Genomic DNA, 13,952 nt, shown 5'->3' with positions numbered 1-13,952 from the left:
CGCACTGAGGCCGATCCCCGCGAACGGGACCCCCGTGGCGCACGCCGTCTGGACCGTGCCCTGCCCGCCGTGCAGCACGGCCGCGTCGCGTCGCCCACCTCGTCGGGCAGGGAGGTCAGGAGGGTGAGGTCCGCGTCGAGCAGGTCCATCGCGGCGCTCAGCTCCACCCCGTTCTCCCGAGCCGTCCGCCGGAAGGCCCGGGGCAGGACCGTGCGCTCCGCGGCGGGGGCCGACCCCTCCTCCATCGCTCGCACTGCGGCAACCGACATGCCCCGAGCCTAAGCCCCCGGCGCGGCATGCGGAAGGCCCGGTCCCCATCACTGGAAACCGGGCCTGACCTGCGGAGCCGCCTGGGGGAATCGAACCCCCGACCTATTCATTACGAGTGAATCGCTCTGCCGACTGAGCTAAGGCGGCACGCCTGCGCGCGCTGGACGCACGCGGACCGGACCACTCTACGAGACCCCTGGCCAGGGCGCAAAGCGGACCGATGAGGCCCTCGTCACTCGCAGGTGAGGCCCTCGGCGGGGACCGTCCCGGCCAGCAGGTACTGGTCCACGGCGTCCTCGACGCAGCCGCCCGAGCGGCCGTACGCCGTGTGCCCGTCACCGTTCCAGGTGATGAGGTGGCCGTCGTCGAGCTGCTCGGCGAGCGCCTGCGCCCACGGGTACGGGGTCGCCGGGTCGTACGTCGTGCCGACCACGAGGATCGGACCGCTGCCCTTCGCATCCAGCGGGGCGGGCTCGCGCAGCGGGCCGGCGGGCCAGGCGCCGCAGGTGAGCCCGTTGTAGCCCAGCATCGGGCCGAAGGTCGGGTACTCCTGCGCCATCCGCGCCGAGTCCTCCTTCATCCACGCCTCGTCCTCGACCGCGGGGTGGTCCAGGCAGTTGACGGCGGTGATGGCGAAGCTGCCGTTGCTCGCGTAGGTGCCGTCGGCGTCGCGCTCGGACGACATATCGGCGAGCTGCAGCAGCAGGGTGCCGTCGCCGGTCATGGCCTCCTGGAGGCCCTGGGCCACATAGGGCCAGTTCTCGTCGTTGTAGAGGCCGACGAGCACGCCGGACCGGGCCAGCGCGCCGGTGAGCGGGCGCTGCGGGTCGTCCGTCGCGACGGGCTGCTCCGAGGTCGCGGCGAAGAAGTCCCGGATCTGCTGGACGCCCTGGGTCGCGTCGCCCTTGAGGGGGCAGGTCTCGCTGCCCTGCTCGACGCACCAGGCGGCGAAGCGCTCGGTGGCGACCTCGAAGCCGCCGGCCTGGCCCTCGGCGATCTGGTCGCCGGTCAGGGTGGGGTCGATCGCGCCGTCGAGCACCATGCGGCCCGCGCGCGAGGGGTAGAGGTCGGCGTAGGTGGCGCCGAGGTAGGTGCCGTAGGAGAAGCCCAGGTAGTCGAGCTTCTCGGAGTCGACGGCGGCGCGCATGACGTCCATGTCCCGCGCCGCGGAGAGGGTGTCGACGTACTCCAGCAGGTCCCCGGAGTTCTGGGCGCAGGAGTCGGCGACGGTCTTGGCCCAGGTGCGCCCCTCCTCGAGCCCCTCGGGGGTGGTCATGTCGTACGTCGCGGAGAGGTACTCATCGGTCTGCGCGTCGTCGAGGCAGCGGACGGGCGAGGAGCCGGCGACGCCGCGGGGGTCGAAGCCCACCATGTCGTACTTCTCGCGCACGTCGGAGCCGACGATCATCGTCGCGGAGTCCCCGACGAACGAGACGCCGCTGCCGCCGGGGCCGCCCGGGTTCATGAACAGCGTCCCGGTGCGCTGCCCCGTGGCGGGGACCTTGACCATCGCGAGCTCGAGATCGCCCGTGCTCGGATCGTCCCAGGCCTTCGGGACGGTGAGCGTGCCGCACTGGGCGCCGGCGTAGTCCTCGCAGGGCTGCCAGTCGATGCTCTGCCCGTAGTAGGAGGCGTAGGCCTGGTCCTCGGCGGGGTCGGTCTTCAGCCCCGCCGCATGGGAGGTCCCGGCCTTCGGGAGGGCGCCGTCGCTCGTCCCGGTGCCGCCGCTCGCCGAGCCGCCGCCGGCCGAGCCGTCGGTGCTCGAGGCGGAGCTCGAGGCGCCGCCGTCCGAGCCGCCGGTTCCCGTGCCGCCCCCGAAGGGAAGGACCCCGCAGCCGGCCAGGACGAGGGCGGACGCCGCCAGGGCGGTCGCGAGGCGGGCGGGACGGTGCGTGACCATCGGGTCTCCTTCACATCGGGGCGTCCCGGGCCGCAGGCGCCGCGGGGGACCCGGCCATCCTAGGGGCCGTGCCGCCGCCGCGGGCGGGGCCGGTGACCGGACCGGCGACAGGGCCGGGCCGCGACTACTGTGTCCGCCATGGGGACGGAAGCGGGCCGCCGGGGCCGACGTTGGCGCGACGCCGTGATCGTCCTGGCCGTCAGCGGCGAGCTCCTGCTGCTGATCCCCACGGCGCCCCACACGACCCTCGATCTCATCCAGGCCGCGATCGGGGCGCTCGCCGGGCTCGCCCTGCTGCTGCGCCGACGCCACTGGCGCTGGCTGCTGCCCGCCCTCCTGGTGGTCAACATCCTCGCGTGGTCGATGACCGTCGCCGCCGGGGCCGTGTTCTGCTACGCGGTCCGCTCCCCCAGCCGGGCCCGGACGATCGGGATGGCCGTGCTCGCCGCGGTCGGCGCCGAGTTCGCCCTGCTGTTCCTGGACCCCGCGAACCTCGCCGTCTGGTCCCTCGTGAACGTCCTGCTCGTGGGGACCGTGCTGCTGATCGGCATGAACACCCGCACCCGCCGCCTGCTGCTGGCGGGTCTGCGGGAACGCGCCGAGGAGGCCGAGAGCCGCCAGGCGATCGCCGAGGAGCAGGCCCGGCGCGCCGAGCGCACGCGCATCGCCCGCGAGATGCACGACATCGTCGCGCACAAGATCTCCCTCGTCGCCCTGCAGGCCGGTGCGCTCGAGGTGAACCCGAACTTGGAGCGCGAGAAGGTGGTCGAGTCCGCGGGCCTGATCCGCTCCACCGCGACGGAGGCCCTCAGCGAGCTGCGCCAGGTCCTCGGCGTGCTGCGGGGCGCCGACGACGGCGCGCCGCTGGCGCCCCAGCCCACCTGGGAGGACGTGCGGCGCCTGGTCGACTCCTCGCGCGAGGCCGGCGTGGAGGTGGACCTGTACGACTTCGTGGACGATCCCGTGCCCGACGTGCTGGCGCGCACCGTCTACCGCGTCGTCCAGGAGCCCCTGACCAACATCCACAAGCACGCCCGCCGCACCTCGGGCCGGGTCGCCCTCATCGGCGAGCCGGGGGCCGACCTCGTCATCGAGGTGAGTAACGTGCTCCCCCAGGGGTTCCAGACGGAGCTGCCCGGTGCCCGCATGGGCCTGTCGGGAATCGAGACCCGCGTCCTGCACGCGGGCGGGACGATCACCTCGGGACCCACCGAGGACGGACGATTCGCAGTGAAGGCGGTGATCCCGTGGCCGGCGCCGAGCGCATGACCAGGGTGGCTCTGGTGGACGACGACTCGCTCGTGCGGGCGGGGCTGTCGATGATCCTGGGGGCCGATCCCGGCATCGAGGTCGTGGGAGAGGCGGGCGACGGCAGCGGCGCCGTGGAGCTGGTCCAGCGCCACCGACCCGACGTGCTCCTCATGGACGTGCGCATGCCGACGATGGACGGCATCGCCGCGACCCGCGCGGTGACGGCGCTGGCCGAGCACCCGGCGATCATCATGCTCACCACGTTCGACATGGACGAGTACGTGTTCACCGCGCTCGAGGCGGGCGCCAGCGGCTTCCTGCTCAAGGACACCCCGCCGACCGACCTGATCCACGCCGTGCACGTGGTCGCGCGCGGCGACGCGATGCTCTCCCCCACCGTCACGCGGCGCATGCTCTCGCACTTCTCCCACGCCAACCCGTCGCACGCCCCGCAGCAGCATCCCGGTCTGGGCGCCCTCACCGAGCGCGAGACCGAGGTGCTCGGCGCGGTCGGCGCCGGGCTGTCGAACGCGCAGATCGGCGCGCGGCTGTTCATGAGCGAGGCGACGGTCAAGGCGCACGTCTCCAAGATCTTCGCCAAGCTCGACTGCACCAACCGCGTGCAGATCGCGATCATCGCCCACGAGGCGGGGCTGACCGACATCGACACCGCGCCGGCCTGACCGGAGCGCGGCTCCGCTCAGCCCCAGCCGAGCTCGTGCAGGCGCTCGTCGGAGAGGCCGAACAGGTGGCCGACCTCGTGCAGCACCGTGACGCGGATCTGGGCGACGAGCTCGGCGCGGCTGCGGCACATGCGCCGCAGGGGCCCGGAGAAGATGAGGATCCGGTCGGGCTCCGCGTAGCCGTCGAACATGGAGCGGCGGTCGAGCGGGACGCCGACGTACAGGCCCAGCAGGTCCTGGCCGGCGTCGGGCTCCTCCTCGATGAGGATCACGACGTTGGCCTCGGCGATCGCGCGCGCGATCTCGTCGGGCAGGGAGTCGAGGGCGTCGTCGACGGCCTCGGCGAACTCGTCCTCGCTCATCGCGATCATGCGCCCATCCTGGCAGGCCCGGGCGAGAGGGAGCTGGCAGCGGGTATGCTCGTCGCGCTCGGCACGGTCGGGATCCCCGCGCGGGGACCGATGCTCGTCGGGCGGGCCCCCATCGTCTAGTGGCCCAGGACACCGCCCTTTCACGGCGGCGACACGGGTTCGAATCCCGTTGGGGGTACGCAGGCCGCACCGCCGGGAAGCCCCGGATCCGGTGCGAGGTCTCTCACACCGGATCCGGTCGTGAGCGCCGGGAATCGTCCGGTAGAGTTCTCGGAGTCGGAAGCGCGACGGTCGGAAGATCGGACCGCGGACGGCGAGAATGGCCCTGTAGCTCAGTTGGTTAGAGTGCCGCCCTGTCACGGCGGAGGTCGCCGGTTCAAGCCCGGTCAGGGTCGCCCCCGTGCAAGGCCCCGGAGCAGACGCTCCGGGGCCTTTCGCATGCCTCCCGCCCGCGCCTCGCGCGCATGGATCGGGCCGTCGCCGCCTCCTCTGCCTCCGCCCCGCGCCTCGACCCCGTGCCGGCGCCGCCCCCGCCGCCTGCCGCGTGGCCTCGCTCTCACCGGGGATTCCCGATTGTCGGGTCGGCCCTGCCGCCTGCTACTCTGATCCCCGGCCGCCTCACGGCGAGCCGAGGCTCTGTAGCTCAGTTGGTAGAGCGTTCGACTGAAAATCGAAAGGTCACCGGATCGACGCCGGTCGGAGCCACCGCCGAAGGCCCCCGTCCTCAGGACGGGGGCCTTCTCGTCGTCCGAGCACGACATGCGTCCTACCACCACCGCGACGACCGGCTCCATCGGAGCTGCCATCCCGGTCGAACTCGGGCCCGGACTGATATACAACCCGGACATCACTTGTCTATCTGGCCCTGATCTGGCCAGACTGAACCCGACCGGCGCTCCGGCCACCTAGAGTGAACCGGGGCCGCGGCCGTCTCCCGACGGCCCCGACGACACCACCGCATGTCTGACGCAGACGACCAGACGAGGAGCTGAGAACGACGATGTCCCCAGCAGCACAGTCCGAGAACCCGGACCTCAAGATCGCCCAGGCCGCCACCCTCGAGCCCATCGGCGATATCGCCGCCCGCGCGGGGATCCCCGACGAGGCCCTCATCCCCTACGGCCGCACCAAGGCCAAGGTGGATCTGCGCGAGCTCGCCCGCCTGCGCGGCGATGTCGAGGACTCCGGCGAGCACCGCCTCGTTCTCGTGACCGCCATGTCCCCCACCCCCGCGGGCGAAGGCAAGTCCACCACCACCGTCGGCCTGGCCGACGCCTTCACGCTCGCCGGCAAGCGCACCATGGTCGCGCTGCGCGAGCCCGCGCTGGGCCCGATCATGGGCATCAAGGGCGGCGCCACCGGCGGCGGCTACGCCCAGGTGGTTCCGATGGAGGACATCAACCTGCACTTCACGGGCGACTTCCACGCCATCCAGATCGCCAACAACACCCTGGCCGCCCTCGTCGACAACCACATCCAGCAGGGCAACGAGCTGAACATCGACCCCCGGCGCATGCAGTTCAAGCGCGTCGTGGACGTCAACGACCGCGCCCTGCGCTCGCTCGTGATCGGCCTCGGCGGCCCCACCCAGGGCGTCCCGCGCGAGGACGGCTTCGACATCGTCGTGGCCAGCGAGATCATGGCGATCCTGTGCCTGGCCACCGACATCCACGATCTCCGCCAGCGCATTGCGTCGGTGGTCGTCGGCTTCACCTACGACCGCGAGCCGGTGACCGTGGGCGATCTGAAGATCGAGGGCGCGATCACGCTGCTGCTCAAGAACGCGATCGACCCCAACCTCGTGCAGACCCTCGGCGGCACCCCCGCCCTGGTCCACGGCGGCCCGTTCGCGAACATCGCCCACGGCTGCAACTCGCTCACGGCCACGCGCCTCGCGCTGGGCCTGTCCGAGGTCACGGTCACCGAGGCCGGCTTCGGCTCCGACCTGGGCGCCGAGAAGTTCCTCGACATCAAGGCCCGGTACGGGAACCTCAAGCCCGATGCCGTCGTGGTCGTCGCGACGGTCCGCGCGCTCAAGATGCACGGCGGCGTGGCCAAGGCGGACCTCGGCGCCGAGGACATCCCAGCCGCGCTCGAGGGCACCGCGAACCTGCGCCGCCACGTCGAGAACATCCGCAAGTTCGGGCTCGAGCCCGTCATCGCGCTCAACCGCTTCCCCTCGGACACCGAGGCCGAGCTCGAGGCCGTCCTCGGCTGGGCGAAGGACAACGGCTTCCGCGCCGCCCTCTCCGAGGTCTGGGCCAAGGGCGGGGCCGGCGCGGAGGACCTCGCCGAGCAGGTCATGGCCGCCTTCGACGACGGCGGCGACTTCCACCACCTCTACGACCCCGCCGAGGGCGTCGAGGCGTCGCTGACGACGATCGCCACGCAGATCTACGGCGCCGAGCGCGTCGAGTTCGAGGGCAAGGCCGCCGCCAAGCTGCGGACGCTGAAGAAGAACGGCTGGGACACGCTGCCCGTCTGCGTGGCCAAGACCCAGTACTCCTTCTCCGACGACCCGGCGAAGCTGGGCGCGCCCAGCGGGCACGTGCTGCACGTGCGCGACCTCGTCCCGAAGATCGGGGCCGGCTTCGTCGTCGCCCTCACCGGCGAGATCATGACGATGCCGGGCCTGCCCAAGGAGCCGGCCGCCCTGCGCATGGGCGTCGACGAGGACGGCAACGCCTTCGGTCTCTTCTGACCGCTGCCGGGCTCCGGAGCCCGACAGCACGAGGGCCGATCACCGCACCAGCGGTGATCGGCCCTCGTCGTGCCTGCGCGTCTGGGCGCCAGCGCGTCCGCCCCCCCGGCGGCGTCAGCCGCGCTCGACGTCCTCGGGCTCGAGCAGGTCGGACTCGTCGATGTCGATCTCCTCGGGCTCCACGAGGGGCTCCGACTCGGCCTCGTCCCAGTTGGACAGGCGCGAGAGGTCGCTCCCGCTGCTCCCGCCCCCGACGACGTTCGTGGGGAAGCGCTCGTCGGCGTCGGCGAAGTCCCCGACCTCGGGGCCCAGCTCGTCCTCGTCGATGAAGCCGTCCTCGTCATCATCCTCGTCCAGGGTGCGGGCCAGGCGCGGGCTGAGCTCGTCGATCGCGTAGGCGCCTCCGCGCACGAAGCCGCGGCGGAAGGCGGCGCGGGCCAGCAGGGTCGAGGAGACCGGCACGGTCGCCATCTGCGCGAGCAGCACGAGGACGGCCAGGCAGAGGCCCTCGACGGTGCGGAGCACGAGCGCCATGCCCGCGACCATGAGGATCAGCCCCAGCGTCTGCGGCTTCGAGGCCGCGTGCATGCGGCTGAGCACCTCGGGGAAGCGCACCAGGCCGATCGAGGCCACGAGGAACAGCAGCGCCCCGAGGATCATCAGCACGAGCGCGGCGGCGTCAGCGATCACCATGGCGCGCCCCCGTCCCCTCGGTGTCCGGCCGCTGCCCCAGCGGCGCCTGCGTGCCCAGCGTGCGCTCCTCGGCGATGTCGGGGCGCGCGTCGATCACGTCGGTCTCCTCGCCCGCGTCGGCGGCGGGGGCGGCCGGCTGGTCCTCGCGGGCCACGAAGCGCGCGATCGCCACGGTGGACAGGAACGCGAGGGCGGTCATCGACAGCATCGCGGCCCCGGCGTAAACGGAGCGGGCCGAAGCCGCGTACACGGTCATCGCCATCACCAGGAGCACGGCGAGCATGTCCGAGGCGACAGCGCGGTCGAGGATCGTCGGGCCCACGATGATGCGGTGCACGACGGGGATCGCGGCGATCGTGAGGATCGCGGCGACGATGAGCAGTCCGGTCGCGAGCGTCATGCCAGGCCCGCCTCCTCGAGCTCCTCGCGGCGCGCGAGGGCGCGCAGCACCCGCTCCTCCTGCTCGAGGGTGCGCCGCCGCGCCTCCTCGGCCGCCTCGGGAGTGGCGGCGCCGAAGGCGTGCAGGAACAGGGTCCCGGTCGAGCGCTGCGCCTCGACCACCACGGAGCCGGGGATGAGGGTGCACAGCATGCCCGTGGCGGTGAGGAACAGGTCCGAGCGCGAGCGCAGGCGCACGGCGATGACCGAGCTCGCCGGCGCCCCGGCGGGCCGCAGCGCGTACCAGGCCACCTGCAGCGCGGAGACGACCATGTCGGCCAGGAAGCGCGCGATCAGCACCGCGAGCGGCCAGGGGCGGAGCGTCAGCTCCCGGGCCACGCGGGGCAGGGGGAACAGGAGCACGACGAGCGCGGCGGCTGCCGCCCCGCCGAGGACGTCCGAGGGCGCGAAGCCGCCCCACAGCAGGCACCAGAAGATCGTGCCGATGAGGATCTCGAACCAGTGGCCGGGAAGCGCCCGGAGCCGTGCGCTCATCGCCCTCCCCCGTCCTGCGTCAGCTCGACCTTCTGCCCGTCCTCGCCGATGCGGTGCTGGACCTGGGCGGCGGCGTCCTCGCCGAGGACCGCGCTCACGTACGGCGTGCGCTCCAGGACGGAGGCGGCGGCCGCATCCGTGTAGGCCATGAGCGGCCCCGCGAGCACCGTCAGCAGCAGGGAGAAGACGACGAGGGCGCCCGTGGCACCGATCATCACCGGCGCCACCTCGCGGTCGGCGAGCTCGGCGGCCATCTCCTCCGAGGCCGGCTGCCAGAAGGCGCGGTTCCAGATCTTGCCCATCGCGTACAGCGTCAGCAGGCTCGTGACCAGGGCGATGCCCACGAGGATCCACGCCTCGGGCGAGCCGACGTCGATGCCGGCGAGGATCAGCCCCACCTTCCCGATGAAGCCCGAGAGCGGCGGGACGCCCGCGAGGTTCATCGCGGGCACGAAGAACAGGACCGCGATCACCGGGGCCACCTTGGCCATCCCGCCGAGGCGCGCGAGGTTGGTGGTGCCGCCGCGGGCCTCGATGAGCCCGGCGGAGAGGAACAGCGCGGACTGCACGGTGATGTGGTGGACCACGTAGTAGACGGTCGCGCCCATCGACACCAGGGTGGACAGGCCGATGCCCAGCAGCATGTAGCCCATGTGGGAGACGAGCGTGAAGGACAGGACGCGCTTGAGGTCTGTCTGCGCGAGCGCGCCGAGGATGCCCACCAGCAGGCTCAGCCCGGCGGCCGCCAGCAGCAGGTCGGAGATGACCGAGGCGGGGAACAGCAGGGTCTCCAGGCGGATGATCGCGTAGATGCCGACCTTGGTGAGCAGGCCCGCGAACACGGCCGTGACCGGCGCCGGCGCCGTCGGGTAGGAGTCCGGCAACCAGGCCGACAGCGGGAAGATCGCCGCCTTGATCGCGAAGGCGACCAGCAGGATCATCTCGAGCGCGAGGCGCGGACCGGGCTCGATGCGGTCCAGGCGCAGGGCGAGCTCGGCCATGTTGACCGTGCCCGTGGCGGCGTAGATCGCGCCGACGCCCGCGAGGAACAGCAGCGAGGACAGCAGCGAGACGATCACGTAGGTGGTGGCGGCGCGGATGCGCGAGGCCGAGCCGCCGAGGGTCAGCAGCACGTAGGAGGCCGACAGCAGCACCTCGAAGCCGACGTAGAGGTTGAACAGGTCGCCGGCGACGAAGGCGATGGCCACGCCCGCGACCAGCACCAGGTAGGTGGGGTGGTAGATCGCGACGGGCGTGCGCTCGCTGCTCTCGGAGACCGACTGCGCGCTCGAGTAGACGAGCACGGCCAGCGTCACGATGCTCGAGACCACCAGCATGAGCGCGGAGAGGCGGTCGACGACCAGCACGATGCCCAGCTGCGGGGTCCACCGCCCGATCTGCAGCACGAGCGTGCCGTGCTCGGCGACGTGGAGGGCGAGCACGGCGGAGACGACCGCGACCGCCGCGAGCGTCGCGATCGCCAGCCCCAGCTGGAGGCGGGCGTGGTGGCGCGCGAGGAGGGCGGCGGCGGCCCCCGCCAGCGGGAGCATGACCGGCAGGGCGAGGAGGAGCTCGATGCTCATCGCGTCTCCTCCTCCTCGTCCGATTCCGTGTGGTCCAGCGGGGCGTCCCGCGCCGAGGACAGGTCCGCGCCGACGGGATCGTCGGCATCGTCGTCATCGTCCGCGGTGTCGTCGTCGGGCCGCGGGGCCGGCGCCGGGGGCTGGGTCGGCCAGCCCTGACCGCTCTGGGAGCGGGCGAGCGCGCCCTGGCGGTGGCCCTCGGAGAGCCCGCCGGTGGCGGGCAGGTGCGCGGGATGCTCGTGGTCGGGCGCGCCATGCCCCGCGGCTTCGCGGCCCTCGCTCTCGTGGCCTTCGGCCCCGGCGCGCTCGGCACCGGCCCGCACCTGCTCGCGGCGGGTGGTGCGGCGACGGCGGCGCCGCAAGACGCGCCGGTCCTCGACGTCGTCGGGCACCTCGTCGTGGCCGAACAGCTGCCGGGCCCGGTAGGCCAGCGCCAGCACGAAGGCGGAGACGCCCAAGGTGATGACGATGGCGGTCAGCACCATCGCGAACGGCAGCGGGTCCGTCATGGTCGACGGGTCCGCGTCCCCCTCGAAGGGCGGGGCGCCGGGGCGACCGGCGGCGACGATGAACAGGAGGTTCACGCCGTTGCCGGCCAGCACGAAGCCGAGCAGCACGCGGGTGAGGGTGCGCTCGAGGAACAGGTAGACGCCGCAGGCGATCATCACGCCCGCGGTGAGCAGGAGGGCGAGGCTAACGGGCATCGAGCTCGGCCTCCTGCTGGCGGTCGATCTGCGATCCCAGCGACCGCAGGAAGTCCAAGACGACGCCGATCACGACGAGGTACACCCCGACGTCGAACACGAGCGCCGAGGCCAGGTGCTTCTCCCCCAGCACCGGGAGGTGGACGGTCGTGACGTAGGAGTCGAACACGCCGCCCCCGAGCGCCACGGGCACCAGGCCCGTGAGGACGGCGATGCCCATGCCGGTGCCCAGCAAGAGTCCGGCCTGGACGGGCGCGGCCTCCGACAGCTCGTAGCGGCCGCCGGCCAGGTAGCGCAGCGTCAGGGCCAGGCCCGCGACGAGCCCGCCCGCGAAGCCGCCGCCCGGGTCGTTGTGCCCGGCCATGAGCAGGTAGATCGAGAACAGCATCATGAGCGGGAACACCAGGCGGGTGATGACCTCGAGGATCACCATGCGCCGCTCGGGCGCGAGCGTCAGCCCGGCCGACAGCCAGGTGCGCCAGCGGTTGCCCTCCGCGGAGGAGGGGCGCACGTCGAAGGCGAAGACGTTCTCGGGCAGCGCGGCCGCATCGGGGCGGCGCCACACCGGCTGCGGCCGCTCGATGTCCTTCACGCGGGCGATCCGCTGCTCGCGCCGGGTCACGAAGATGAGGGAGGCGACGCCGATGGCGACCACGAGCAGCACGGAGATCTCGCCCATGGTGTCCCACACGCGGGCGTCGACGAGGGCGACGTTGACGACGTTGTGGCCGCCGCCGATCGTGTACGCGGTCTCGATGAGACCGGGGCCGAAGGGCTCGTCGACCCGCGCGCCCGCGGCCACGAGCGCCACGGAGCACAGCACGACGGCGGTGCCGATCGCGATGGACCAGCGCAGCCACTGATCGGACTTCAGCGGCCGCCGCGAGAAGTGCAGCGGGAGGCGGCGCAGCACGAGCACCATGACGACCGTCAGGATCGTCTCGACGAGCACCTGCGTGGTGGCGACGTCCGGCGCGCCCCACATGAGGAACAGCAGGGCCGAGCAGAAGCCGGTGACGGTCACGAGCATGATGGCGCGCAGGCGGCGCCGCGAGCGGGCCGCACCGATCGAGCCGAGCACGGCGATCACGAGGATCCCCACCTCGGCGGGGCTGAAGAAGGGGAGGAGGTTGTCGGGCAGGGCGCCGATGCGGGCGGCGACGGGGACCATCAGCACGATGAGCACCACGAACATGGTGCCCAGCGTGTAGGGCAGGGAGCCGCGCTGGACCAGGCCGGTCACGGCGACGGCCGCGCGATCGGTGACGCGCAACAGGCGGCGGAAGCTCTTCTCCGCGTCCAGCCACTCCTCGAGGGCGCCGCCGCGGGTCTGCGGCGAGACGGCGTGCTGGAGGGCGGCCATCGGGCGCGCGCCGAGGGCCAGGAGCGCGCCGCCGGCGATCGCGATCCCGCTCAGCAGCAGCGGGATGCCCACGTGCGGCACGAGCGCGAGGTGCACGACGGCGCCGTCGTCGGGCACCGTGTCGGCGTAGCCGTGCAGGAGCGCCTCGAGGGGCCCGGCCAGCAGCGGGAGGGCGAGGGTGCCGAGCGCGATGAGCGCCGGCGGTCCCCAGAACCCGGGGGTGATGCGCGGGCGCACGGCCGGCGGCTCCGCGCTGCCGGGCCCGAAGGCGCCGACGACGAAGCGCCAGGCGTAGGCGACGGTGAGGATCGAGCCCGCGACGAGGGCCAGGGCGAGCGCGCGGTGGCCGGTCCCGCCCTCCCACAGGGCGGTGAGCACGGCCTCCTTGGTCACGAAGCCGAGCAGCGGCGGCAGGCCCGCCATCGAGGCGGCGGACAGGACGCCGATCACGGCGAGGACGGGGGCCTGGCGCCACGTGCGGTTCAGGCAGCGCAGGTCGCGGCTGCCGAACTTCTTGTCGATGGCGCCGACGACCATGAACAGCGGCGCCTTGAACAGCGAGTGGGCGATGAGGAGGGCCAGGGCGGCCAGGGCGGCGCCGCGCGTGCCGATCGCGGCGATCGCGGCCATGAACCCCAGCTGCGAGACGGTGCCGTAGGCCAGCAGCAGCTTGATGTCCCACTGGCGTAGGGCCCGCCAGCCCCCGACGAGCATCGTCGCGGCGCCGAGGACTGCCACGGTCCAGGACGCCGCGGGCGCCAGGGCGATCACGGGGCCCAGGCGCAGGATCAGGTAGATGCCGGCCTTGACCATCGCGGCGGCGTGCAGGTACGCGGAGACGGGGGTGGGCGCGGCCATCGCCCCGGGTAGCCAGAAGTGCGTGGGCACGAGGGCGGACTTGCTGGTCGCACCCGCGAGGACCAGCAGCAGGGCCGTCAGCAGGAAGGGCCCGCCGTCGCTCCACATCGGGGAGGCGACGATCCCCGCGAGGCTCATCGTCCCGGCGCGGGAGGCGAGCATGAGCAGGCCGGCCAGCATCGCGAGGCCGCCCGCGGTGGTCGACAGCAGCGCGTTCATGGCGGCGCGCCGCGAGGCCTGCTTGTCGGAGTAGTGGCCGATCAGCAGGAAGGAGAAGATCGTGGTCAGCTCCCAGAACGTGTACAGGACCACGACGTCGTCGGCGACGACGAGCCCGACCATGGCGCCCGCGAAGGCGGTGAGGACGGCGGCGAAGCGGCCCAGACCCGGCTCGGTGTCCTTGAAGTAGCGGGCGCAGTAGGCGAGCACGAGGGTGCCGATGCCGGAGACGATGAGCAGCAGCACCCAGGACAGGACGTCCAGGCGCCAGGACAGCTCGACGCCGAAGGCGGGGATCCAGGGCACGGACCCGATGAGCGGGTCGCTCGCCAGGGCATGCGGATCCTGGGACGCCGTCCAGAGAGCGGTCGCGGCGGGCGCGAGGGCCAGGAGGTAGAACGCGTCGCGGCCCATCTCGCGCAC

11 protein-coding genes and 4 tRNA genes are annotated in these 13,952 nt (G+C 72.7%); 6 read left to right on the top strand and 9 right to left on the bottom strand.

What is annotated here, in order from left to right:
• Positions 1–344: 344 nt before the first annotated feature.
• A tRNA-Thr gene (locus tag FM110_RS00075) sits at positions 345–417 on the bottom strand.
• A gap of 85 nt (positions 418–502) precedes the next feature.
• On the bottom strand, positions 503–2,170 hold the full coding sequence (locus FM110_RS00070; RefSeq protein WP_087101478.1) for an alpha/beta hydrolase: 1,668 nt from the start codon (positions 2,168–2,170) through the stop codon (positions 503–505).
• A 138-nt stretch (positions 2,171–2,308) separates the two neighbouring features.
• Between FM110_RS00070 and FM110_RS00065 the strand changes: the two genes are divergently transcribed.
• Together FM110_RS00065 and FM110_RS00060 are read left to right on the top strand one after the other, a co-directional pair.
• Positions 2,309–3,439 carry a sensor histidine kinase gene (locus FM110_RS00065; protein ID WP_087101525.1) on the top strand — a complete coding sequence of 377 codons (1,131 nt, stop codon included), beginning with the start codon at positions 2,309–2,311 and terminating at the stop codon, positions 3,437–3,439.
• A complete protein-coding gene (locus tag FM110_RS00060; RefSeq protein ID WP_087101523.1) occupies positions 3,436–4,104 on the top strand; it encodes a response regulator transcription factor in 669 nt (222 codons plus the stop codon). Before FM110_RS00065 ends, FM110_RS00060 begins: the two co-directional genes overlap by 4 nt.
• Before the next feature lie 17 nt (positions 4,105–4,121).
• Here the strand turns inward: FM110_RS00060 and FM110_RS00055 are convergent, their stop codons facing one another.
• Entirely contained in the window at positions 4,122–4,475 is a 354-nt protein-coding gene (locus tag FM110_RS00055; RefSeq protein WP_087101476.1) for a metallopeptidase family protein, read from the bottom strand.
• A 105-nt stretch (positions 4,476–4,580) separates the two neighbouring features.
• Here FM110_RS00055 and FM110_RS00050 point away from each other — a divergent pair.
• The 4 genes from FM110_RS00050 (at position 4,581) to FM110_RS00035 (ending at position 7,176) form a co-directional block, all read left to right on the top strand.
• Positions 4,581–4,653: transfer RNA gene (locus FM110_RS00050), tRNA-Glu, on the top strand.
• 143 nt (positions 4,654–4,796) lie between these two features.
• Positions 4,797–4,870: transfer RNA gene (locus tag FM110_RS00045), tRNA-Asp, on the top strand.
• 237 nt (positions 4,871–5,107) lie between these two features.
• A tRNA-Phe gene (locus FM110_RS00040) sits at positions 5,108–5,180 on the top strand.
• 295 nt (positions 5,181–5,475) lie between these two features.
• The gene (locus FM110_RS00035) at positions 5,476–7,176 is read left to right on the top strand and encodes a formate--tetrahydrofolate ligase (protein ID WP_087101474.1); all 1,701 of its coding nucleotides are present in this window, start codon (positions 5,476–5,478) and stop codon (positions 7,174–7,176) included.
• 114 nt (positions 7,177–7,290) lie between these two features.
• Here the strand turns inward: FM110_RS00035 and mnhG are convergent, their stop codons facing one another.
• From mnhG to FM110_RS00005, 6 genes are all read right to left on the bottom strand, one after another.
• On the bottom strand, positions 7,291–7,869 hold the full coding sequence (gene mnhG / locus FM110_RS00030) for a monovalent cation/H(+) antiporter subunit G (RefSeq protein ID WP_087101473.1): 579 nt from the start codon (positions 7,867–7,869) through the stop codon (positions 7,291–7,293).
• Positions 7,856–8,269: a monovalent cation/H+ antiporter complex subunit F gene (locus tag FM110_RS00025; RefSeq protein WP_087101472.1), complete on the bottom strand. Its 414-nt coding sequence runs from the start codon at positions 8,267–8,269 to the stop codon at positions 7,856–7,858. Before FM110_RS00025 ends, mnhG begins: the two co-directional genes overlap by 14 nt.
• Positions 8,266–8,802, bottom strand: a complete 537-nt coding sequence (locus FM110_RS00020) for a Na+/H+ antiporter subunit E (protein WP_087101469.1) — start codon at positions 8,800–8,802, stop codon at positions 8,266–8,268. Before FM110_RS00020 ends, FM110_RS00025 begins: the two co-directional genes overlap by 4 nt.
• On the bottom strand, positions 8,799–10,385 hold the full coding sequence (locus FM110_RS00015; RefSeq protein WP_087101466.1) for a Na+/H+ antiporter subunit D: 1,587 nt from the start codon (positions 10,383–10,385) through the stop codon (positions 8,799–8,801). The genes FM110_RS00020 and FM110_RS00015 overlap by 4 nt, the downstream gene beginning before the upstream one ends.
• A complete protein-coding gene (locus FM110_RS14350; RefSeq protein WP_234991791.1) occupies positions 10,382–11,089 on the bottom strand; it encodes a Na(+)/H(+) antiporter subunit C in 708 nt (235 codons plus the stop codon). Before FM110_RS14350 ends, FM110_RS00015 begins: the two co-directional genes overlap by 4 nt.
• Positions 11,079–13,952 (bottom strand): Na+/H+ antiporter subunit A (locus tag FM110_RS00005; RefSeq protein ID WP_234991790.1); only part of this gene is annotated, 2,874 nt, incomplete at its 5' end. The genes FM110_RS00005 and FM110_RS14350, both read right to left, overlap by 11 nt.

Source organism: Brachybacterium nesterenkovii (assembly GCF_900163655.1).
GTDB lineage: Bacteria > Actinomycetota > Actinomycetes > Actinomycetales > Dermabacteraceae > Brachybacterium > Brachybacterium nesterenkovii.
The sequence above is the reverse complement of the archived record's forward strand: the minus strand, read 5'-3'. Positions and strand labels throughout refer to the sequence as shown.